Raw genomic sequence first — 20,348 nt, 5'->3', positions numbered from 1 at the left:
GCCTGATGATGAAGAAGTCACCCCTCAAGCCCCTGGACGAAGCCCTGGCCGAGTTGCTGGCCCATGCCGCGCCGCTGGCGGGCACCGACACCGTGGCCACCTTCGATGCCGATGGCCGCGTGCTGGCGCAGGACTGCATCTCGGCCCTGCACGTGCCCCCGCAGGACAACAGCTCCATGGACGGCTACGCCGTGCGCTGCGCCGACGTGGCCGCGCCGGGCACCGTGCTGCCCGTGTCGCAGCGCATTGCCGCGGGCAGCGCGGGCGAGCCGCTGGCCGCCGGCACGGCCGCGCGCATCTTCACCGGCGCGCCCGTGCCACCGGGCGCCGATGCGATCCTGATGCAGGAGGACTGCGAAGCGGTCGAGCCGGGTAGCGTGCGCCTGAACGCCGTGCCCCAGCCGGGCCAGTGGATCCGCCGCGCGGGCGAGGACATCACCCGCGGCGCCGTGGTGCTGGCCGCCGGCACCCGCCTGTCGCCCGCCGAGCTGGGCCTGGCCGCCAGCATCGGCCTGCACCAGCTGCCGGTGGCGCGCCGCCCGCGCGTGGCACTGTTCTCCACGGGCGACGAGCTGGTGATGCCCGGCGAAGTGCCGCCCGAACAGATGCGCCCGGGTGCCATCTACAACAGCAACCGCTTCTTCCTGCGTGCCATGCTGCTGCGCCTGGGCTGCGAGGTCACGGACTTCGGCATCGTGCCCGACCGGCGCGACGCGACCATTGCAGCGCTGCGCGACGCCAGCGCCGCGCACGACCTGATCCTGACCAGCGGCGGCGTGAGCGTGGGCGAGGAAGACCACATCAAGCCCGCCGTGGAGTCGCTGGGCCGCCTGGACCTGTGGCAGATCGCCATGAAGCCGGGCAAGCCCTTTGCCTATGGCACGGTGGGCAGCGCGCATTTCATGGGGCTGCCGGGCAACCCGGTGTCCAGCTTCCTCACCTTTGCGCTGCTGGTGCGGCCCTTCCTGCTGCGACTGCAAGGCGTGCAGGATGTTGCTCCCAAATCAATAGCTGCCAGCGCCCGGTTTGATTGGCCAAAGGCCGATAAACGCCGGGAATTCTTGCGGGTGCGCCGCCACCCCGAGGGCGGGCTGGAGCTGTTTTCCAACCAGAGCTCGGGCGTGCTCACGTCCGCCGCCTGGGGCGACGGCGTGGTGGACAACCCGGCCGGCCAGACCATCGCGGCAGGGGACACCGTGCAGTACATCGCCTTCTCGGAGCTTCTGGCATGAAGATATCGGTCCGCTACTTCGCCTCCATCCGCGAGGCCATCGGCCAGGGCAGCGAGGCGGTGGAAACCGCCGCCGCCACCCTGGGTGCGCTGCGCGATGAACTCATCGCCCGCGGCGGCGCCCATGCCACCAGCCTGGCGCGCGGCAAGGCAGTGCGCATGGCGCTCAACCAGACCTTGAGCGATGAAACCGCCCCCCTGGCCGACGGGGCCGAGGTGGCGTTCTTCCCGCCGGTTACGGGCGGCTGAGGTCCGCCACCACCTGCGGGTGCTGCAGGCGTTGCAGGCGTTCCATCAGCCCCTGCGAGGCCGGCATCATCGGCGCCCTCAGTTCATTGCGCATCCAGCCCGCCTGCGCCAGCACGGCCTTCAGCGGCGCCGGGTTGGGCTCGGCAAAACACAGCTCCACCCAGGGCTGCAGGGCCTGCCACCGCTGGCGCGCCGCCGCCAGGTCGCCCGCGCGCAGCAGCGCCACCAGCTCCACGAACTGCGGCGCCTGCCAGTGCGCGCTGGCCGCGATGGCGCCGGTGCCGCCCAGGGCCAGGGTGGTGAACATCTGCGCGTCTTCGCCCGCCAGCACCGCCAGGCGGCCATCGGCAATCAGTGCCTGCGTCTTGGCCGGGTTGCCGCCGCAGTCCTTGATGGCGCGGATGCGCGGGTGCACGGCCAGCGCCAGCAGCGTCTCGGTGGCCAGCGTGGCGCCCGTGCGGTAGGGGATGTCGTAGATGACCAGCGGCACATGGCTCGCATCGGCCAGCGTGCGGAACCAGTGCAGCAGGCCGTCCTGCCCCGGGCGGATGTAATGCGGCGCGGGCACCAGCAGCCCGGCCAGCGGGTAGCGCGCCAGCGTCTGCACCCACGCCACCGTCTGCCCCAGGTGGTAGCCCGACAGGCCCATCACCACCGGCAGCCCCTGCGCGGCGCCCAGCACCGTTTCCAGCACGGCCAATTGCTCGGCCTTGTCCAGCGCCGCGGCCTCGCCGGTGGAGCCGCAGGCCACCAAGCCCGACACGCCGGACTGAGCAAGCGTGGCGGTCATGGCGGCCAGGGCCGGGTGGTCGACGGCCCCGTCACGGAACGGGGTGACAAGGGGAATCCAGAGGCCACTGAAGACGGCATCCGCGGCGGGGCTGGTGGGCTGCGAAAGAGAAGAAGGCATGCGAAAGACTCCAGGGAGTGTTCGACCGAGAGGAAGAACCGCCACCAGGGTGCGCGCGGAATGCCAGGAATCAAAAAAGGGAGTTTTGTGCCAAGGGTTCCGTCGCTCATCCGGGACGGAACCACGCAGCTCCGGTCAGATGAGCTGGGGTTTTTTGGCTTTGGCGATGGCCACGCACGGCAATGCCACCGACGCCGTCGCTGCGGCGGTCAGGGCAAAAGGGGTGTGCGTGGGCATGCGGGGCAGTATAGCCAAGCGGCGGCCCCTGCGCCTCAAGAACCCTCCGGGGGCTGTGGCGTGGGCGCCACCAGCGCAGGGCAGGGCCAGTTCAGCAGCTCGGCCAGGCGGGTCGTGATCCAGGTGGCCTCGGGCACCGGTACGCCCGACTCGGCCGCGCACAGGCCGGCGTGGATGCGCCGCAGGATCTCGGCTTCGGACGGCGCCTGCACGTGGTACAGCGTCTGCGCCTGCTCCACCAGGTGGCCGGCCAGGTCTTCGCACAGCTCGTAGCGGGTGCGCACCTCGTTCGCGCTGGCGGTGAGCCGGCCGCGGGCGTCGGAATACACCGCCATGAAGGAAGGCGGCACGTGGATCTGGTTGTCGTCGTACATAAAGTCCTGCAAGGTGTCAGTGGCCCGCGGCCTGCCGCGTGCTGCGGCTGGCCGCCTGGGCGGCTTCGGCAAACCAGCCCAGCAGGTGCTGCAGCCAGTGGCGCAGCTCGGCCTCGAAGCGGGGCGTCAGCGCCACCAGCCCGCGCCGCGCGTCCTGGGTGAGCAGGCCCGCGGCCGTGGCGTCGTTGACCAGGTTGCGCACGTGCGAGTGCGAAAACCCCAGCCGCTCGGCCAGTTCCTGCGCGCGCAGCGGAAACAGGGGCGCCGGGCCGCCGCCCAGCCCGGCTGCGGTGGTGCGGCAGTGCTCGCGCAGCAGCAGCATGGCCACGCGGCCGCCGCCCTCGCGTTGGTCAAACCAGTCCCACCCGCCAAATTGGCCGCGGTGCGCGGCCAGGCGGTCCAGGATGGTGTCGGCGCGGCACAGAAAGGACTCGAAATAGTCCGCATCGGCCTGCAGCCGCGCGGCGTGGCCGCCCGCGAGCACGCCCAGCGCCTCGGCGCACTGCAGGTGGTGCACCACCCACGTGCGCAGTCCGTCCAGCAGCCGCGGGCCGGGCACCAGGTAGCGCACGCGGCGGTCCGCCGTGTCGGGCTCGGCGTGGACCATGCCGGCCAGGCGCAGCACGGCAAAGAACGTTGCCAGCGTGCGCCCGCCGCTGCCCGCCTGGCGCTGCAGCAGGGCCAGCGTGGGGCGGGGCGCGCCTTCGCGCTGCCACTGGAAATGCTGCACCACCAGCCGTCCTGCGGCGTGCGATTGCAGTGCGCGGCCGAAGATCTTGTTGATGAGCCGCTCGTTCCAGTGCAGCCGGAGGATGCCGTGGCAGTAGGCCTCCACGGCCTCGGTGTAGGCGTCGGGGGCCTGCGATTGCAGCGGGTGAAAGGACTCCTGGAAATCCATGGACCGGTGCGGCGGGGGCGGCTCAATCCGGGGTGAACAGGCGCTCAAAACGCGCTTGGTCCGCCGGCAGCTCGAACGTCACCACCTGGCCCATCTTCATGTCGGACAGCCGGCAGGCGGCAAACAGCGTGGTTTGGCCCGCCAGGTCCATCGCGTCCAGATCGATGAGGGCGTAGGGGTAGGGCACGAACACCTGGTGCGCAAACACGTCCTTGGTGGCGTTGCGCGGCGAGGGGTAGAGCTTGTACAGCGCGGTCTGGATCGTCTGGGTGGCCATGGGCGGGTGTCGAGAAAAGGGGCGCTGCGCGGTACGAAGCGGGTACAGTGCGGCCGGATGGGATCGCATCGTACAGACAAAGCTTTCCCCCCTGTCTTCCGTTTTTTCCTCGTTCTACCGTTTCTCCGTTCTATGGCGCGCAGCAGCAACATCAAAAGCAAGAGTGAATGGCCGGCCAAGGTGCTGGCGCTGGTGCGGGGCGGCAACATCCCGGCGGCCGTGGCGCAGATCAAGGTGGCGCCCACGGTGGGGGACATCACCCGCCTGCAGACGCTGCTGGCCCAGCTGCCGTCCACGCCGGCGCTGGTGCAGCTGAACAAGGTGGTGGAAGAAGAACGTGCCCTGCTGGCCGCGCCGCGCCTGCACCGTGCGCCCTGATCGTTCCCTGTCCAGCTTGCCTTCGCTCCTGCCATGACCTTGCCCCGCGTTTCCATCCAGACCGAAGACTTTGACCTGTCCGCCGAAGTGGCCGCCCTGCGCCGCGAGAACAAGGGCGTGGGCGCCGTGTGCAGCTTTGTCGGGACTGTCCGCGATCGCAATGAAGGCGATGCCGTGTCCTCGATGGAACTGGAGCACTACCCCGGCATGACGGAAAAGTCCATCGAGGCCATGGTGGACGCGGCGTTCGAGCGTTTCGACATCTTCGGCGCGCGCGTGATCCACCGCGTGGGGCTGCTGCAGCCGCTCGACCAGATCGTGCTGGTGGCGGTGACCAGCGCGCACCGCGGGCAGAGCTTTCAGGCCTGCGAGTTCTTGATGGACTACCTCAAGACCCAGGCCCCGTTCTGGAAGAAAGAGCAGACCGCCCAGGGCGCCCGCTGGGTGGATGCGCGGGTGAGCGATGACGCGGCGCTGGCGCGCTGGGGCATCGTGGCAAACAACGCTTGAGCTGCCTGAGGGCCTGAGAGGTTGCCGGGCTGCCGGGCGCGCAGCCTGGCCGTTGTTAGGCGCCGCAGCGTCGGCCCCATTCGGCGCGTGCGCATTGCGCCGTGTCGGGATCAATGCAATCTTTGGACTTGCGCCGGTCCAGCCTCTTTTTGAGAATCGCCTGCTGTCCTGCTGGCGCCCTTTGGCTGCCCGGCCAAGGGCGCACAGGGAGGACCATCTCATGGAGTTTCAACGGCGAGCGCGGCGCGCCTTGCGCAAGGGGCTGATGGCCCTGGGGCTGATGCTTGCGGTGGCGGGTGCAGCCCACGCCGATGTCAGGTTTGTTGCGCCCACCAGTCTGGCTGTGGGGGGGCACCTGGGTGAGATGGCGGTGGGTGATTTCAACGAAGACGGCCGGCCAGACCTGGCGCTGGTGGACGAACTGGGCAGCACGGTTCGCATCCTGCTGAGCGAAGGCAGCGCGGCGGGCTTTGCCGAAAGTGGGGCGTTTGGAGTGGGATCGGCCCCCTCGGGTGTGGTGGTTGGCGACTTCAACGGCGACGGGCACCTGGATGTGGCGGTGAGCAGTTTCAACGAGGGGACCGTTTCGGTGCGGCTGGGCGACGGTCGGGGCGGGATGTCGGCGGCCGCCACCTTTGCCGCCGGGCCCAACCCCTACGGCCTGACCGTGGCGGACTTTGACGGCGACGGTCGGCTCGACTTGGCCGTGGCGGTTTTTTCGGGTTCGGACAAGGGGGTTGCCGTGCTGTGGGGCGATGGGGCGGGGCGGTTTGACGGCCGCCCACGCACCGCGCTCGGTCTGGGCTTGTCGTCGATGCGCGTTGTCTCGGGCGACTGGAACGAAGACGGCCACCCCGACATCGTGGCGGGCACGGGCTCCGGCGTGTTTCTGTGGCTGGGCGATGGTGCGGGGGGCTTTGCCGCCGCCAGGCGCCTGACGGGTGATGAGTACATGCCGTATGTGGCCGTGGGCGATGCGGACGGCGATGGCCATCTGGACATTCTGGCGCTGGTGCAGAACACCTCTGCCAGCCCGGTGCTGTTGACCGGCGACGGCACAGGGCAGTTCGGGCGCCGCAGCGTGGGCCTTTCCGGGTGGTATGCCGGCGCCAGCATTGCCGACGCCACCGGCGACGGGCGGCCCGATCTGGTGGTCTCCCGGTCTGGCGGCAGCATGGTGGTCTGGCCGGGCTTGGGGGGCGGCAATTTTGGCTTCTTCGATGGAGCCGGCCAGGAGTACGCACTTGGCGACGGCCCCAGCACGGTGGCCGTGGCCGACTTCAGCGGCGACGGCCACCCTGACATCGCGGCGGCCAACGGCAGCGGCGGTCGGCTGGTCCAGCTGCGCGGCGATGGCGCCGGTCGTTTTGTGGCAGCGCGCAGCTACGGGTTCTGGGGCCTGGAAGCCCGCGCGGTGACCGTTGCCGATTTCAACGGGGACGGACACAAGGATCTGGCGGCGGTCTACGCGGGCGATTCGAGCGTCGTCCTCCTACAGGGCGATGGCCAGGGCGGCTTTTCGCAGTGGACGCGCCTGAATTTGCCCGCCGAGGCGCGTGATGTGGCCGCTGGCGACTTCAATGGCGATGGCCGCGCGGACCTGGCGGTGGTGGGTGAAGCGCAGCAGACGGTGTGGATGTACCTGGGCAACGGGTGGGGCGGATTCACGCTGGCCGGCGAGGGGTCTTTTACCGGCCTGATCCCGCGCGCGGTCATCGCGGGGGCCTTCGAAGGCCCCGGCCTGCCCGACCTGGCCGCCGTGTGGGCGCCGGAGGTCGCCACCTCTCTGGAGGGGATCGGGCTGTTTCGTGTCACGCCCCCAGCCTCCGTCGGGCTGCAATACGTGGCCACATGGAGCGGAGTGCGGGGATACACCGCCGTGGATCTCAACCGGGACGGGCGCGTTGACCTGGTGTCCGCGACCTCGGCGGGCACCGTGGGCACGGCCCTGTCCACGGAGGCCCAGCCCAATGATCCGGTCTATGCGCCGGTTTCGGCGGACCCGCTGAACGCGATTGCCGGGTGGAGTGTGGCGGGAGGGGCTGGCGTGTTCACGGCCGCAGGAGGGCAGATCGCGTCCCTCGTAGCGTCTTGGCCGCCTCCTGCGCCCCCCGGGCAGCCTCTGGCGGTGCTGGGCCAATACAGTGCCGGGCTGGTGGCCACCAAGCTCGCGGCAGCCGACTTTGACGGGGACGGCTTGCCAGACGTCGTGGGCATCGACGGTGCCTCCGGCGACATCGCCATTCTGCGCGGGCAGGGCGGCGTGGGCGGGCTGGGCGCTCCCGCCAAGCGGTTCGTCGGCGGCATGGGCGTGCAGATGGTCGTGGCCGACTTCAATGGCGACGGCAAGCCGGACATCGCGATCGCCAGCGGCACCGCGGGGGTCACGGTGCTGATGAACGCATCCACTTCGGCCAACGCAGCGCTGGCGTCGCTCACGGTGTCCCCGGGGGGGCTCAGCCCCGCTTTCCAGTCCGACGTGACGTCCTACACCGTGGCGGTTTCCAACACCGTGGCGGCGGTATCGCTCACGCCGGGCGCGGCCGATGCCGGCGCGTCCATCACGGTGAACGGCGCCCCGGCCGCCAGTGGATCACCCACGCCGCCCCTGGCGCTGGTGCCGGGCCCCAATGCCATCACGGTCGAGGTGCTGGCTTCCGACGGCGTGGCCCGCCGCTCGTACCTGGTCACCGTGGTGCGCGACCCGACGGTCCTGCACCCCGTGGCGGCCCAGGCGGACGCGGGCGGCAGCATCAGCCCGGCCGGGACGGTCCAGGTAGCCCAGGGGCAGGCGCAAGCCTTCACCGTGACGCCCGACGCGGGCTACCGCATCGCGTCCGTCACGGGCTGTGGCGGCACCCTGGCCGGCAGCACCTACACCACGGCACCGGTTTCGGGGGCTTGCTCGGTGCAGGCGCGCTTCGAGACCCTGCCCGTGCCCACCAGCACGGGGTCCGGCCCCGTCAGCGTGGCCGTGGTGGCGGCCAGCCCCGGCTGCCGGCTGGACCTGGCCGCCACCGGCCCCGTGGCGGCGCCTGCGCCGTACCCGGGCGCTGGCGTGCTGCCGCACGGGGCCTTCCGCCTGCGGCTCATCCACTGCCAGCCGGGCGAGACGGTACGCGTGGCGGTGACCTTCCCGGACCTGGCCGGCCTCACGGTCAAGAAGTACGGCCCCACGCCCGACAGCCCCTCGGCCAGCCGCTACTACGACCCTGCGAACTTGCAGATCAGCGGCAACACCGCCACCTACGACGTGACCGACGCTGGGCTGGGCGACGACACCTTTGGCGTGCAGGACGGGACCATCAACGACCCGGTGGTGCCCGTGCCCGTGCCGCTGGCCGCGGCGGTGGCCGTTCCCACGCTGTCGGGCGCGGGGCTGGCCGGGATGTCGCTGATGCTGGCAGGGCTGGCGGCGTGGCAGCACCGGCGCCGCACGCAGGCCAAATTTTGAGATAAATTGGGCTTCAGCGCTTTACCAGCAAGCGCTTGCAGCTATCAAAATGATAGTTTTTGAAGCCAGATGGCGGGTCTGGGAACGTTCTCAGGGCCTGTGGATAAGTTGATCTGCCACCGCTTGAAAACCGCCGCCCCCTCCTCACATGAGACGCAATCGGAGGACATTGACCCATGCGTCTCGACAAATTCACCACCAAATTCCAGGAAGCCCTGAGCGACGCCCAGAGCCTGGCCCTGGCCCACGACAACGCCTACATCGAGCCTGTGCACGTGCTGCTGGCCATGCTGAAGCAGGAAGACGGCCCCAAGGCGCTGCTGCAGCGCGCGGGCGCCAACGTGCCCGGCCTGACCAGCGCGGCCGAAGCCGCCATCAAGCGCCTGCCGCAAGTGCAGGGGCACGACCAGGTGCAGGGCGGCCCCGAGCTGGGCCGCGTGCTGCAGGCCACCGAGAAGGAAGCGCTCAAGCGTGGCGACCAGTTCATCGCCAGCGAGCTCTTCTTGCTGGCGCTCACCGACAGCAAGGGCGACGCCGCCCAGATCGCCAAAGACAACGGCCTCACGCGCAAGAGCCTGGAGGCTGCCATCAACGCCGTGCGCGGCGGCCAGAAGGTGGACAGCGCCGAGGCCGAGGGCCAGCGCGGCGCGCTGCAAAAATACTGTCTGGACCTGACCGAGCGCGCCCGCGCGGGCAAGCTGGACCCCGTGATCGGTCGCGACGACGAGATCCGCCGCGCTATCCAGGTGCTGCAGCGCCGCAGCAAGAACAACCCCGTGCTGATTGGCGAGCCCGGCGTGGGCAAGACCGCCATCGTGGAGGGCCTGGCCCAGCGCATCGTGGCGGGCGAGGTGCCCGAGTCGCTCAAGAACAAGCGCGTGCTCTCGCTCGACATGGCGGCCCTGCTCGCGGGCGCCAAGTACCGCGGCGAGTTTGAAGAGCGCCTGAAAGCCGTGCTCAATGAGCTGGCCAAGGACGAAGGCCAGACCATCGTCTTCATCGACGAGCTGCACACCATGGTGGGCGCCGGCAAGGCCGAGGGCGCCATGGACGCAGGCAACATGCTGAAACCCGCCCTGGCGCGCGGCGAACTGCACTGCGTGGGCGCCACGACGCTGGACGAATACCGCAAGTACATCGAGAAGGACGCAGCGCTGGAGCGGCGCTTCCAGAAGATCCTGGTGGGCGAGCCCAGCGTGGAGGCCACCATCGCCATCCTGCGCGGCCTGCAGGAGCGCTATGAGCTGCACCACGGCGTGGACATCACCGACCCGGCCATCGTGGCAGCGGCCGAGCTCAGTAACCGCTACATCACCGACCGCTTCCTGCCCGACAAGGCCATCGACCTGATCGACGAGGCCGCGGCCAAGATCAAGATCGAGATCGACTCCAAGCCCGAGGCCATCGACAAGCTCGACCGCCGGCTGATCCAGCTGCAGATTGAGCGCGAGGCCGTGAAGAAGGAAAAGGACGAGGCCTCGCAGAAGCGCCTCACGCTGCTGGAGGAGGAAATCGCCCGCTTGCAAAAAGAGATTGCCGACCTGGAAGACATCTGGACCGCCGAAAAGGCGCAGGCCCAGGGCAGCCAGCAGGTGCGCGAGCAGGTCGAGAAGGTCAAGCTGCAGATCGAGGAACTCAAGCGCAAGGGCGACTTCAACAAGGTCGCCGAGCTGCAATACGGCAAGCTGCCCGACCTGGAGCGCCAGCTGAAGGAAGCGCAGGCCAAGGAGGAGGGCAAGGACGGTGCCTCCACGCCCAACCGCCTGCTGCGTACCCAGGTGGGCGCCGAAGAGATCGCCGAAGTGGTGAGCCGCGCCACGGGCATCCCCGTGGCCAAGATGATGCAGGGCGAAAAGGACAAGCTGCTGCAGATGGAAGCCAAGCTGCACGAGCGTGTGGTGGGCCAGGACGAGGCCATTGCGGCCGTGGCCAACGCCATCCGCCGCTCGCGTTCGGGCCTGTCGGACCCGAACCGGCCCACCGGCTCGTTCCTGTTCCTCGGCCCCACGGGCGTGGGCAAGACCGAGCTGTGCAAGGCGCTGGCGGGCTTTTTGTTCGACAGCGAAGACCACCTGGTGCGCATCGACATGAGCGAGTTCATGGAGAAGCACTCCGTGGCCCGCTTGATCGGCGCTCCGCCCGGCTACGTGGGCTATGAAGAGGGCGGCTACCTGACGGAAGCCGTGCGCCGCAAGCCCTACAGCGTGCTGCTGCTCGACGAGGTGGAAAAGGCCCACCCGGATGTGTTCAACGTGCTACTGCAGGTGCTGGACGATGGCCGCCTGACGGATGGCCAGGGCCGCACCGTGGACTTCAAGAACACGGTGATCGTGATGACCAGCAACATCGGCTCGCACCTGATCCAGGCCATGGTCGGCCAGGACTACGAGGACGTGAAGGACGCGGTGTGGGGCGAGCTGAAGAACCACTTCCGGCCGGAGTTCCTGAACCGCATCGACGAGACGGTGGTGTTCCACGGCCTGGACGCGCAGCACATTGCCGCCATCGCCAAGATCCAGCTGGCGCAGCTGCAAAACCGCCTGGCGCGGATGGATTTGGAGCTGCAGGTGTCCGACGCAGCCTTGGCAGAATTGGCCAAGGTGGGGTTCGACCCGGTGTTCGGTGCGCGGCCGCTCAAGCGGGCGATCCAGCAGCGCATCGAGAACCCGCTGTCGAAATTGCTGCTCGAAGGGCGCTTCCCGCCCAAGAGCGTGATTTCGGTCTCGGTGAACCCGGTACTGGAGCCTGGCGTGTTCCAGTTCAGTGCCGGCACTGCGGCCGCCGACGCCTGAATCGCGGCGCGGCGGCCCGCCACGGACTGAAGGAGAGGTAGCGTTTGAACGATTTCGTTGCGGCGGTATTGCGCTGGGCCCTGCGCGTGCTGGTGGTGGCCATGGGGCTGGTGGTGTTCCTGAGCCTGCTGGTGGCCGTGCTGGTTCTGGGCGCCGTGTGGGCCCTGCGGGCGGCGTGGGCGCGGCTCACCGGCCGGCCTGCGGCGCCGTGGGTGATGCGGGTGGACCCGCGCACGGGCTTTCGCACCGTGTTCGCGACCAGCCAGCGCTGGTCGTCGGCGGCAGAGCGCCCCGCCTCCTCGGCGGCGGCCTCGCCGCGCCGCGGCGGCGTGCTGCCCGGTGCGGCCGAGGTGACCGACGTGGAAGCCCGCGACGTGCGGTAAAAGAACGCAACACCGGGGCCGGATCCCTTCTTCGGTGCGGCCGCGGCGCATGCGTCTTCTATGATGCCCTCCATGACGCCTGCCGAGATCCACGCTCTTTTTGATCTGCAACACCGCGCCAGCCGCGAGCATGTGGAGGTGCCGCTGCTGGTGCGCCGCGAGCGGCTCTTGCGCATGCGCAAGCTGCTGGACGAGCACGGGCCGGTGCTGGCGGCCGCGGTGCAGGCCGACTTCGGCATGCGCTCGCCGCGCCTGACCGAGGTGGCGGACTTCTTCGTGCTGCGCACCCTGCTGTCGCACACGCTCAAGCACCTGGCGGGCTGGATGAAGCCGCGCCGGGTGCGCACCCCCATTTTTCTGCAGCCGGCCAGCGGCTTCATCCACCGCCAGCCGCTGGGCGTGGTGGGCGTGATATCGCCCTGGAACTACCCCGTGCAGCTGGCGCTGGCACCGGCCATCACGGCGCTGGCGGCGGGCAACCGCGTGATGCTCAAGCCCAGCGAACTCACGCCCCACACCTCGGCCCAGCTGGCGCTGCTGGTTGCGCAGTTCTTTGCACCCGACGAGTTCAGCGTGGTGCAGGGCGACGCCAACCTGTCCGCGTTGTTTGCCTCGCTGCCGTTCGACCACCTGGTGTTCACCGGCTCCACCGCCGTGGGCCGCAAGGTGGCGCAGGCGGCGGCGCAGAACCTCACGCCCACCACGCTGGAGCTGGGCGGCAAGTCGCCGTGCATCATCGACGGCCAGTGCGACATGCAGGACGCGGCGCTCAAGATCGCCCACGGCAAGCTGCTCAACGCCGGGCAGACCTGCATCGCCCCCGACTACGTGCTGCTGCCCCGCGGCCGCGAGGGCGAGTTTGCCCAGGCCTACCGCGCGGCGGTGCAGCGGCTGTTCCCCACCATCGAGGGCAACGCCGACTACGCCTCCATCATCACGCCGCGCCACCATGCGCGCCTGCGCACCATGCTGCAGCAGGCCCAGACCCAGGGCGCGGAGGTGGTCACCATCGACCCCACCGAGGGCAGGCCCGCGCCGCCCACCGTAGGCACGCTGGGCGACGGGGCCAGCCGGCAGATGGTGCCCACGCTGGTGTTTGGCGCCACCTCGCAGATGCAGCTCATGCAGGAGGAGATCTTCGGCCCCATCCTGCCGGTGATCTCGTACGAGCGGCTGGACGATGCGATTGCCCACATCAACAGCGGCCCCCGCCCGCTGGCCTTGTACTGGTTTGGCCAGAGCGAGGCCGTGCAGGGCGACGTGCTGCGCCGCACCGTGAGCGGCGGGGTGACGGTGAACGACACGCTCATGCACATTGCCCACGACAACCTGCCTTTTGGTGGCGTGGGCGACAGTGGCTGGGGCGCCTACCACGGGGAGCAGGGCTTCCTGCGCTTTTGCCACCAGAAGTCCGTGCTGGTGCAGTCGCGCTGGGCCCTGGGCTCGATGTTCTACCCGCCCTACGGGGCGCGGTTCGACCAGGTCATGGGGCTGCTGCGCCGCTGGCTGTAGGCGCGGCGGGAGCGGCAGCGTCTTCGTCGCCCGCCGCCCGGGGCTGAAGGACCAGCTGGACCATGGCACTGTGCAGCTGGCTGGTGGACACCGGCTTGTGCAGCAGCAGGGCCGAGGTGGACTGGGCGTCGCGCAGCCGCTGGGGGGACGTGTCCCCCGTCATGATGATGGCGGGCACGGGCGCGCCCAGGTAGGCGCGCAGGGCCTGCAGCACCTGCTTGCCGGTTTCCTCGTGGCGCAGGCGGAAGTCGGTGATGATGAGATCGGGCGTGAGGTCTTCCAGGCAGTCCAGCGCCTGGGCGCCCGATTCGGCCGTGATGCACTGGCAGCCCCAGCTTTGCAGCAGTGACCGCATGCCCATGCGCACCGCCTCGTCGTCATCGATGGCCAGCACCCTCAGGCCGACGAGGCTGCGCGCATCGGGCGCCGGCGCCGCATCGTCCTCCAGGGCCCCCTGCCAGCGGTCCAGCCAGAGCCGGAAGACCGAGCCGCGGCCCGGCTGCGACAGCACCTGCACGGAGGTGTGCATCTCGCGTGCCAGGCGCTGCACGATGGCCAGGCCCAGGCCCAGGCCCTTGCGCCGGTCGCGCTCGGGGTTTCCGAGCTGGTGGAACTCCTTGAAGATGTTGTCCCACTCGCTGCGCGGGATGCCCGGGCCCGTGTCCCACACTTCCAGTGCCAGCCGCTTGCCGCGGGTGCGGCAGGCAATCAGCACGCCTCCCTCGGTGGTGTAGCGCAGCGCGTTGGAGATGAAGTTGTGCATGACCAGCCCCACCAGCGAGCGGTCGGCGTACGCGGCGGCCGAGGTCTCGCGGGTGCGGTACACCAGGCCCGCCGTGTCGGCCTGCGCGCCGAACTCCTGCTCCAGCGCGGTCAGCAGGGGCTGCACGGCGAAGGCGTCCGGCCGCACCTTCACCACGCCCGCTTCCAGCCGCGAATAGTCCAGCAGCGTGGTCAGCATCTCGGCGGCCGCGCCCGAGGCCGCGTGCGCGTGTCCCAGCACGGTGCGCTGGTGATCGTTCAGCGGGCTGCGCTGCAGCGATTCCAGAAACAGCCCCAGCGCGTGCAACGGCTGGCGCAGGTCGTGGCTGGCAGCGGCCAGGAAGCGGGACTTGTCCCGGTCCGCCTGCTCGGCAGCCTCCTGCGCGGCCAGGGCGCGTTGCGACTCGGCCCGCAATTCGTTCACGAGCCGGTCGTTCTCCAGCTTGATGGCGATGCTGCGCCGGGTGGCGCGGTCGGCGGTGCGGGCCTGCATGCAGGTGAGGGCGTAGTACACGCCGGTCAGGAACAGCGCGGGCCACAGGACGGGCCCGCCGGCCAGCGCCACGGCCACCATGACGCCCCCGACCGCACACGTGAGGTAGGCCACATAGGCGCGGTACAGCGGCGCGCCGAGCCCCAGCGCGCCGGAGGACACCGTGCTGATGATGCCGATGGAGTAAATCACGCTGTCGAGCGTGCCCCAGTGGAGCACCACGAAGCCCAGGCTGCCCCAGCTCAGCCCCATGGCGGCCATGCAGGCGCTGAGCTTGCGCGCAGCCGCCCGTGCGGGGTCGGTGTCGGGCGCGATGCTGCGCAGCGTCAGGTAGACGCACGCCACCACCACGGCATGCGAAGCCAGCCAGACGGTGACGGCCTGGAACTCGGCCACGCGGGCCATGACCCACAGGGTGCCCAGCGCCGTGATCAGCGAGGCCAGCAGCGTCATGGGGAAGTTGTGGCGCAGCAGGGCCACCTGCTCGCGCAGCACTTCGTCGTTGTGCTCCCACACCGGCCAGCCCCAGCGCGTGGCGGGCTGCGGGGCTGTGTGCGCCGCTGCCGGCAGGGCGTCAGTGGGGCGTGCCATGGAGCTGGGGCGTGGCCAGCCCCAGGCGCTGGGCTGCCAGCAGGGCCGCGCTGCGGCTGTTGACACCCAGCTGGGCAAAGATGGCGGCCACGTGCACGCGCACCGTGTTCTCGCTCAGGCCCAGGTCGCGCGCGATCACCTTGTTGGGCTTGCCCGTGCACAGCAGGGCCAGCACGTCGAGCTGCCGCGCGGTGAGGCTGGGCGCATCGGGCCCGCGCGCAGCCGCGGTGTTGCCGCTGTGGGCGGGAAAGCAGGGCTGGCCCGACAGGGCGAGGCTGATGGCCTCCAGGATGTCCTCGGCGCTGGCGGATTTGGGCAGAAAGCCGTCGGCCCCCCGCAGGCGCGCTTCGTGCACGGCGTCGGGCGCCACGCTGGCGGACACCAGCACGATGCGCGCCCTGGGGCAGGCGTGGCGCAGCAGGCGCAAGCCGTCCAGGCCGCTCAGGCCGGGCAGCTGGATGTCCAGCAGCACCAGGTCGGTGTCCACCGGCTTCAGGGCGCAGGCCTCGGCGATGGAGCCCGCCTCGGCAATCGTTCCCACGCTCGGGTGGTCCTGCACGATCAGCCGCAGCCCGGTGCGGAAGAGGTTGTGGTCGTCCACGAGCAGAAGGCGGGCAGTCATGCAGCGAGTATTGCGCACAACACCCTGTGGCGGCCTAGTCTTTTTGTGGGATGGACGCACGCTAGAGCGCTTTTTAGACTTTCCGTCAAGCAATGAAAAGCAGGTGCCGCGGGCGCCGGTGCGCTGCCTGCAGATCCCTCCATCCCCTTCTTCCTCGTTACTTTCTTCAAAGGTATTCCATGACTGCCAATGCTCTCCGCCCGGGTTCCCCGTCTTCCGAAGTGCCATGCCGCCAGGGCGGCGACGGGGCCGGCGACGGCGGCACGGGCCTGGGCGGCAACACGCTGGCGCGCATTGTGGAAGAGAACTGCCCCGGCATGCTGGCCTTTGCGGGGCTGGTCATCGAGCAGCTGGACGCACAGGCCGGCACCTGGCAGTTCTCCACCGACGAAGGCCAGACCTGGCGGGCCATCCGCACGGACCTGATCAACCGCCCGGGCAACATGGGCCTGGCGCTGGACCGGGATGCACGCTTGCGCGTGCTGCCCTTTGCGGGGCACCGGGTGTCGGGTGCGCGGGTGGCCTTTCACACCGTGCAGCGCGCCCACGGCCCGGGCAACGGCAGCTACCGGGCCTATGCCAGCGACGACCGCGAGGACGGCTCACGCACGGTGACGCTGGTGCTGGGGCTCTCGGCCATCAACGGCGCGCCGCCCGTGGTGCATGTGCCCCGCCCGCGCAACAAGCGTGCGCTGGTGCGCCGCAGCGCCGCGGCGGGCGCCACGCCGCTCACCGGCTCGCTGGCCCTGGCCTGACCTTTGCCGCTCCGGTCTGCAGGGCTGGCGAGGTGGAGCCTTCCGCAGGCGCGGCAGGGGCGCTAAAAAGGGGGTTGGGGAAGGGGCGCACAGGGGAGAAAAACCGTTTGCGGCGACAATGCTGGGTTTCCGATTTTTTATTCCCTGTTTTCGTTCGGTTTTTCCATGTCCAGTATCCAGGTTCGTCCCGCCACGCTTCGCGATGCAAAAGCCATCGCCCAGGTCCACACAGCCTCTGCCCAGGAGGCCTACAAAGGGCTGGTGCCAGACGAGCAATTGAAAGCCATGTCTTCGGTCGAGAAGCGCCAGGCCTATTGGCGCGAGGCCATCGAATATTGCGAGCCCCAGGTCCAGGTGGCGGTGGACGGCGAGAAAATCGTCGGCTTTGTCGGCTACGACCGCTCGCGTGATGAGAAGTCCCGTCCCACCACGGGCGAGATCTGGGCCATCTACGCGGCGCCCACCCATTGGAACCAAGGCGTGGGCCTGGCGCTGTGGGACGCCGCCCGCGACGGCCTGCAGGAAGAGGGCTGCACCAACGTCACCGCCTGGGTGCCGCTGCGCAACGAGCGCGCGCTGCGCTTCCATGAACTCGCAGGCTTCAAGCGCGAGCTGTCCACGGCCAAGACGGCGGTGATCGGCGGCGTGAAGATCGAGGAAGTGCGCCTGAAGCGGCCCATCAACGCCTAGCATGCAGCGCAACCCCCTGAGCGACTGCGCCGCCTCCCCCGCCGCTCGTGCTGCGCACGGGAAGGGGGACGCCGCCAGCGCGGCGGGGCGGCCTTTGCGCGGCGGCCCGGGTATGGGCCGCGCCGGTTTCATAGGCAGCCCTTGATTTGGGGCGATGCGCCCGTTCGATGTTGACACCCACTTCCCCGATCCAATGGACCCACCAGGGTCAGCCCCAGCATGCACGGTGGCGCTCCGAGAGCGGCGCCCCTGCGCCGCGTCGGGTCGTGGCCGCCGACGACACCTTGGCGGCCGATGCGGCCTACTGCATGGCGTGCGAGGGCACGGGGCTGCTGTGGCAGGGGGATTTCCAGAATGCCCGCCACCTGCTGCAGGCCCTGATGCGCCGGGCCGACCGCAGGCCGCGCAAGGCGGTGGCGCGGTCGGCGCAGAAGGCGGCTGCTGTGACGCCGGCCGAGGCCTTTCATCTGCACCGCCAGGCGCAGGCGCAGCGGGCGCGGGTGCTGGCGGCGGTGTTGATTCCGCTGGAGGGGGACTACAGCATCGCCCTGCGCCGCGCGCCGGACTGGCGCGAGGCCTGCACGCAGGCATGGGGCCCGGCCACGGGCGAGCGCAGCGTGGCCACGCTGCGCGAGCTGCTGGGCCTGGTGGGGGCGTACGAGTGGCGCAAGAAAGGCGTGGAGGTGCCCGCGCTGGGCGCGCCGCCCCACAACCGCATCCACCCGCACTACGGCGTGTTTTCGCCCGTGCGCGGCGAGTACGTGGACCTGGTTGCCAGCGCGCCGCTGCCTGGCGGCAACCCGGCGCTGGCCTTTGATATCGGTGTGGGCACGGGCGTGCTGTCTGCAGTGCTGGTGCGCCGCGGTGTGCGGCAGGTGGTGGCCACCGACCAGGATCCGCGCGCGCTGGAGTGCGCACGCGACAACCTGCAGCGCCTGGGCGTCCTCGCGTCCGTGGAGCTGCTGCAGGCCGACCTGTTCCCGCCCGGCCGCGCGCCGCTGGTGCTGTGCAATCCGCCGTGGGTGCCCGCGCGGGCCAGCTCGCCCATCGAGCGTGCGGTGTATGACGAAGGCAGCAGCATGTTGCGCGGCTTCCTGGCGGGCCTGGCAGCGCATCTGGAGCCCGGCGGGGAGGGGTGGCTCATCCTGTCCGATCTGGCCGAGCACCTGGGCCTGCGCCCGCGTGCGCAGTTGCTGGAGTGGATCGCCGCGGCGGGGCTGAAGGTGCTGGGCCGGCACGATGTCCGGCCCCGCCATGCCAAGGCCGCGGACGCGGCCGACGCGCTGCACGCGGCGCGTGCCGCCGAGGTCACGTCCCTCTGGCGGCTGGGCGTGGCCTGAACGCGCTGGCGGGCTGCGGCATCAGCGGGCCGCAAGCGCCGCGGGCTGCGTGGCCCCGGCGGTGGTGGCCGTGGATGGGGCCGTGGACGCTGCAGCGGCGCGGGGCGCCGAGGCCAGCGGCAGGAGCAGCTCAAACTTTTCGCGCAGGCTGGCGGCCCGGTCGTCCCCTGCGGTCAGCGCCACTTCCTCGAACAGGGCTTCGCCAGCGTCCAGCATGCTGTCACGGTCCTTGGCGGCGCGCAGCGCCTCGCGGAAGTGCTGGGCCAGCACCGGGTCGCGGCGGGCAAAAAGCCGCTCGCAGGTGTCAAAAAGGTACATGCGGGCACCCGCCAGCGAGCGCAGGGACTCGCCGGGTTCGGGGCGCTGGATGGAGGGCTTGTCGCGGGGCGGGGCGGCGTCGGCCGCCGATGCTTGCGCGGGGCCGGTCAGGTAGCCCTGGCGCATGAGGTTGTCGACGATCTGTGCGCCGATGCCGTTGTACATGGCCTGCAGGTCCGACAGCGGCTTGCCGTCGGCCAGCAGCAGCAGCGATCGCTCGCGCAGGCTCAGGGTGCGGACGCCGGGCAAGAGTTCCAGGCGGGCTTTTTCGGTCTTCTGCAGCAGCATGGGGTTCTCCGTCACGGTGAATGGCGGCGATTGCAGCAAACCGCCGTGACGCAGTGATGACCCCGGTGCCGCACAATGGCGTCCGCATGGCCTACGCACCCCGCTGGATTGGGTGTGTTTGCTATATTTTTAATAGCTGTTTGCGCTTGTCCCATAAGCGCTAGCGGCCAATTTTATTGCTATCTTTGTGCCACCCGCATGGCGGAGCCTCGGTGGCGTTTCGGGTCATGACCTTGCTGCTCGCCCCCATGGAGGGGCTTCTTGATTTTGTCTTGCGCGACGTGCTGACCCGGGTGGGCGGGGTGGACCGCTGCGTGTCCGAGTTCATCCGCATCACCGGCACGCTGCTGCCGGACAAGGTGTTCCTGCGCTATGTGCCCGAGCTGCGCAACGGCGGGCGCACGCTCAGCGGCGTGCCGGTGCGCGCGCAGCTGCTGGGCTCCGACCCGGTCAGCATGGCCGAGAACGCAGCGCGCCTCGCCGCCCTGGGGCCCGAGGGGATCGACCTGAACTTCGGTTGCCCTGCCAAGGTGGTCAACCGCCATGGCGGCGGCGCCGCGCTGCTGCAGGAGCCCGAGCGCATCGCCGCCGTGGTGGCCGCCGTGCGCCGGGCCGTGCCGGCCCATCTGCCCGTGTCGGCCAAGATGCGCCTGGGGTTCAACGACACGGCCTTGATGCGCGAATGTGCGCAGGCCATGCAGGACGGTGGCGCGGCCGAGCTGGTGGTGCACGCCCGCACCAAGGCCGACGGCTACCGCCCGCCGGCGTATTGGGAGCACATTCCCGCCATCCGCGCGGCGGTGCGGATTCCTGTGGTGGCCAACGGCGAGATCTGGACGGTGGCCGACGCGCAGCGCTGCCGCGCGGTGTCCGGCTGCGACGCCCTGATGCTGGGGCGCGGCATGGTGGCCGACCCTGGCTTGGCCCGCGCCATCCGGGCGGCGGACCGTGGCCTGCCGGGCTCGGACACCGTGGCCTGGCCCGACCTGCTCCCGCACCTGGCCGCCTTCTGGCACCTGGTGTGCGAAGACCTGGAGCCGCGCCAGCGGGCCGGCCGCCTCAAGCAGTGGTTCAACCTGCTGCGCCGGCGCTTTGCCGAAGCGGAAGCGGCCTACCAGCACGTGCGCACCATGACGGATCAACGGGCGATCAGCCGGTGGATTGCGTCGCTGCAGGAAGAGGGCGGCGTTCCGGGCGCTTCTCCGCTGGCCGACCCGGCAGGCCGGCACTGATCAGCGGTGCGCTGAACGCCGGCGCAGCGGCGGGCGGCCGACTTGTGGGGCG

The 20,348-nt window shown here is 70.0% G+C and carries 19 protein-coding genes; 12 read left to right on the top strand and 7 right to left on the bottom strand.

Annotated elements, in window-relative coordinates; all coding sequences use genetic code 11:
* Positions 1-5: 5 nt before the first annotated feature.
* Both glp and moaD read left to right on the top strand, forming a co-directional pair.
* Entirely contained in the window at positions 6-1,232 is a 1,227-nt protein-coding gene (gene glp / locus ACOYR3_RS16760; protein ID WP_422846610.1) for a gephyrin-like molybdotransferase Glp, read from the top strand.
* Complete coding sequence (gene moaD, locus ACOYR3_RS16755) at positions 1,229-1,480, top strand: molybdopterin converting factor subunit 1 (RefSeq protein WP_422843455.1); 252 nt, start codon at positions 1,229-1,231, stop codon at positions 1,478-1,480. The genes glp and moaD overlap by 4 nt, the downstream gene beginning before the upstream one ends.
* Here the strand turns inward: moaD and dapA are convergent.
* The 4 genes from dapA to ACOYR3_RS16735 form a co-directional block, all read right to left on the bottom strand.
* Positions 1,467-2,390: a 4-hydroxy-tetrahydrodipicolinate synthase gene (gene dapA, locus ACOYR3_RS16750; RefSeq protein WP_422843454.1), complete on the bottom strand. Its 924-nt coding sequence runs from the start codon at positions 2,388-2,390 to the stop codon at positions 1,467-1,469. The two genes, moaD and dapA, sit on opposite strands and share 14 nt — an antisense overlap.
* Before the next feature lie 272 nt (positions 2,391-2,662).
* Positions 2,663-3,001, bottom strand: a complete 339-nt coding sequence (locus ACOYR3_RS16745; protein WP_422843453.1) for a hypothetical protein — start codon at positions 2,999-3,001, stop codon at positions 2,663-2,665.
* A gap of 16 nt (positions 3,002-3,017) precedes the next feature.
* Positions 3,018-3,899, bottom strand: a complete 882-nt coding sequence (locus ACOYR3_RS16740; protein WP_422843452.1) for a hypothetical protein — start codon at positions 3,897-3,899, stop codon at positions 3,018-3,020.
* A 22-nt stretch (positions 3,900-3,921) separates the two neighbouring features.
* Positions 3,922-4,176, bottom strand: a complete 255-nt coding sequence (locus ACOYR3_RS16735; protein ID WP_422843451.1) for a hypothetical protein — start codon at positions 4,174-4,176, stop codon at positions 3,922-3,924.
* 132 nt (positions 4,177-4,308) lie between these two features.
* Here ACOYR3_RS16735 and ACOYR3_RS16730 point away from each other — a divergent pair, with 132 nt between their 5' ends.
* From ACOYR3_RS16730 to ACOYR3_RS16705, 6 genes are all read left to right on the top strand, one after another.
* The gene (locus ACOYR3_RS16730) at positions 4,309-4,554 is read left to right on the top strand and encodes a hypothetical protein (protein ID WP_422843450.1); all 246 of its coding nucleotides are present in this window, start codon (positions 4,309-4,311) and stop codon (positions 4,552-4,554) included.
* A gap of 33 nt (positions 4,555-4,587) precedes the next feature.
* On the top strand, positions 4,588-5,064 hold the full coding sequence (locus tag ACOYR3_RS16725) for a molybdenum cofactor biosynthesis protein MoaE (RefSeq protein ID WP_422843449.1): 477 nt from the start codon (positions 4,588-4,590) through the stop codon (positions 5,062-5,064).
* 220 nt (positions 5,065-5,284) lie between these two features.
* Positions 5,285-8,518: an IPTL-CTERM sorting domain-containing protein gene (locus ACOYR3_RS16720; protein WP_422843448.1), complete on the top strand. Its 3,234-nt coding sequence runs from the start codon at positions 5,285-5,287 to the stop codon at positions 8,516-8,518.
* A gap of 176 nt (positions 8,519-8,694) precedes the next feature.
* The gene (clpB, locus tag ACOYR3_RS16715) at positions 8,695-11,310 is read left to right on the top strand and encodes an ATP-dependent chaperone ClpB (protein ID WP_422843447.1); all 2,616 of its coding nucleotides are present in this window, start codon (positions 8,695-8,697) and stop codon (positions 11,308-11,310) included.
* A gap of 44 nt (positions 11,311-11,354) precedes the next feature.
* The gene (locus tag ACOYR3_RS16710) at positions 11,355-11,693 is read left to right on the top strand and encodes a hypothetical protein (RefSeq protein ID WP_291486280.1); all 339 of its coding nucleotides are present in this window, start codon (positions 11,355-11,357) and stop codon (positions 11,691-11,693) included.
* 72 nt (positions 11,694-11,765) lie between these two features.
* A complete protein-coding gene (locus tag ACOYR3_RS16705) occupies positions 11,766-13,205 on the top strand; it encodes a coniferyl aldehyde dehydrogenase (protein WP_422843446.1) in 1,440 nt (479 codons plus the stop codon).
* Here ACOYR3_RS16705 and ACOYR3_RS16700 read toward each other — a convergent pair.
* Both ACOYR3_RS16700 and ACOYR3_RS16695 read right to left on the bottom strand, forming a co-directional pair.
* Complete coding sequence (locus tag ACOYR3_RS16700) at positions 13,177-15,051, bottom strand: hybrid sensor histidine kinase/response regulator (protein WP_422843445.1); 1,875 nt, start codon at positions 15,049-15,051, stop codon at positions 13,177-13,179. The genes ACOYR3_RS16705 and ACOYR3_RS16700 overlap by 29 nt on opposite strands.
* On the bottom strand, positions 15,035-15,673 hold the full coding sequence (locus ACOYR3_RS16695) for a response regulator (RefSeq protein WP_422843444.1): 639 nt from the start codon (positions 15,671-15,673) through the stop codon (positions 15,035-15,037). Before ACOYR3_RS16695 ends, ACOYR3_RS16700 begins: the two co-directional genes overlap by 17 nt.
* Before the next feature lie 179 nt (positions 15,674-15,852).
* Here ACOYR3_RS16695 and ACOYR3_RS16690 point away from each other — a divergent pair, with 179 nt between their 5' ends.
* The 3 genes from ACOYR3_RS16690 to ACOYR3_RS16680 all read left to right on the top strand — a co-directional run bounded on the left by ACOYR3_RS16690 (position 15,853) and on the right by ACOYR3_RS16680 (position 18,458).
* Positions 15,853-16,428 carry a hypothetical protein gene (locus ACOYR3_RS16690; RefSeq protein ID WP_422843443.1) on the top strand — a complete coding sequence of 192 codons (576 nt, stop codon included), beginning with the start codon at positions 15,853-15,855 and terminating at the stop codon, positions 16,426-16,428.
* A gap of 165 nt (positions 16,429-16,593) precedes the next feature.
* On the top strand, positions 16,594-17,118 hold the full coding sequence (locus ACOYR3_RS16685; RefSeq protein ID WP_422843442.1) for a GNAT family N-acetyltransferase: 525 nt from the start codon (positions 16,594-16,596) through the stop codon (positions 17,116-17,118).
* A gap of 167 nt (positions 17,119-17,285) precedes the next feature.
* Positions 17,286-18,458 (top strand): methyltransferase, encoded by a 1,173-nt coding sequence (locus ACOYR3_RS16680; protein ID WP_422843441.1) that lies wholly within the window; start codon positions 17,286-17,288, stop codon positions 18,456-18,458.
* Between the two features lie 21 nt (positions 18,459-18,479).
* On the opposite strand, the gene ACOYR3_RS16675 is transcribed toward ACOYR3_RS16680, so the two are convergent.
* Entirely contained in the window at positions 18,480-19,064 is a 585-nt protein-coding gene (locus ACOYR3_RS16675; protein ID WP_422843440.1) for a hypothetical protein, read from the bottom strand.
* Positions 19,065-19,291: 227 nt separating this feature from the next.
* Between ACOYR3_RS16675 and ACOYR3_RS16670 the strand changes: the two genes are divergently transcribed.
* A complete protein-coding gene (locus ACOYR3_RS16670; protein WP_422843439.1) occupies positions 19,292-20,296 on the top strand; it encodes a tRNA-dihydrouridine synthase in 1,005 nt (334 codons plus the stop codon).
* The last annotated feature ends 52 nt before the right edge of the window (positions 20,297-20,348 follow it).

Origin of the sequence: Acidovorax sp. M2(2025) (genome assembly GCF_049330835.1) — a bacterium.
Classification (GTDB): Bacteria; Pseudomonadota; Gammaproteobacteria; order Burkholderiales; family Burkholderiaceae_C; genus Acidovorax.
The sequence above is the reverse complement of the archived record's forward strand: the minus strand, read 5'-3'. Positions and strand labels throughout refer to the sequence as shown.

Excerpts from the sequence above, each read along its gene's own strand:
- ACOYR3_RS16740 (WP_422843452.1), bottom strand. The coding sequence starts at position 3,899 with ATGGATTTCCAGGAGTCCTTTCACCCGCTGCAATCGCAGGCCCCCGAC.
- ACOYR3_RS16700 (WP_422843445.1), bottom strand. The coding sequence starts at position 15,051 with ATGGCACGCCCCACTGACGCCCTGCCGGCAGCGGCGCACACAGCCCCG.
- ACOYR3_RS16675 (WP_422843440.1), bottom strand. The coding sequence starts at position 19,064 with ATGCTGCTGCAGAAGACCGAAAAAGCCCGCCTGGAACTCTTGCCCGGC.
- moaD (WP_422843455.1), top strand. The coding sequence starts at position 1,229 with ATGAAGATATCGGTCCGCTACTTCGCCTCCATCCGCGAGGCCATCGGC.
- glp (WP_422846610.1), top strand. The coding sequence starts at position 6 with ATGATGAAGAAGTCACCCCTCAAGCCCCTGGACGAAGCCCTGGCCGAG.
- ACOYR3_RS16690 (WP_422843443.1), top strand. The coding sequence starts at position 15,853 with ATGACTGCCAATGCTCTCCGCCCGGGTTCCCCGTCTTCCGAAGTGCCA.
- ACOYR3_RS16735 (WP_422843451.1), bottom strand. The coding sequence starts at position 4,176 with ATGGCCACCCAGACGATCCAGACCGCGCTGTACAAGCTCTACCCCTCG.
- ACOYR3_RS16720 (WP_422843448.1), top strand. The coding sequence starts at position 5,285 with ATGGAGTTTCAACGGCGAGCGCGGCGCGCCTTGCGCAAGGGGCTGATG.
- ACOYR3_RS16680 (WP_422843441.1), top strand. The coding sequence starts at position 17,286 with ATGTTGACACCCACTTCCCCGATCCAATGGACCCACCAGGGTCAGCCC.
- ACOYR3_RS16745 (WP_422843453.1), bottom strand. The coding sequence starts at position 3,001 with ATGTACGACGACAACCAGATCCACGTGCCGCCTTCCTTCATGGCGGTG.
- ACOYR3_RS16705 (WP_422843446.1), top strand. The coding sequence starts at position 11,766 with ATGACGCCTGCCGAGATCCACGCTCTTTTTGATCTGCAACACCGCGCC.
- ACOYR3_RS16730 (WP_422843450.1), top strand. The coding sequence starts at position 4,309 with ATGGCGCGCAGCAGCAACATCAAAAGCAAGAGTGAATGGCCGGCCAAG.
- ACOYR3_RS16725 (WP_422843449.1), top strand. The coding sequence starts at position 4,588 with ATGACCTTGCCCCGCGTTTCCATCCAGACCGAAGACTTTGACCTGTCC.
- ACOYR3_RS16695 (WP_422843444.1), bottom strand. The coding sequence starts at position 15,673 with ATGACTGCCCGCCTTCTGCTCGTGGACGACCACAACCTCTTCCGCACC.
- ACOYR3_RS16685 (WP_422843442.1), top strand. The coding sequence starts at position 16,594 with ATGTCCAGTATCCAGGTTCGTCCCGCCACGCTTCGCGATGCAAAAGCC.
- ACOYR3_RS16670 (WP_422843439.1), top strand. The coding sequence starts at position 19,292 with ATGACCTTGCTGCTCGCCCCCATGGAGGGGCTTCTTGATTTTGTCTTG.
- dapA (WP_422843454.1), bottom strand. The coding sequence starts at position 2,390 with ATGCCTTCTTCTCTTTCGCAGCCCACCAGCCCCGCCGCGGATGCCGTC.
- clpB (WP_422843447.1), top strand. The coding sequence starts at position 8,695 with ATGCGTCTCGACAAATTCACCACCAAATTCCAGGAAGCCCTGAGCGAC.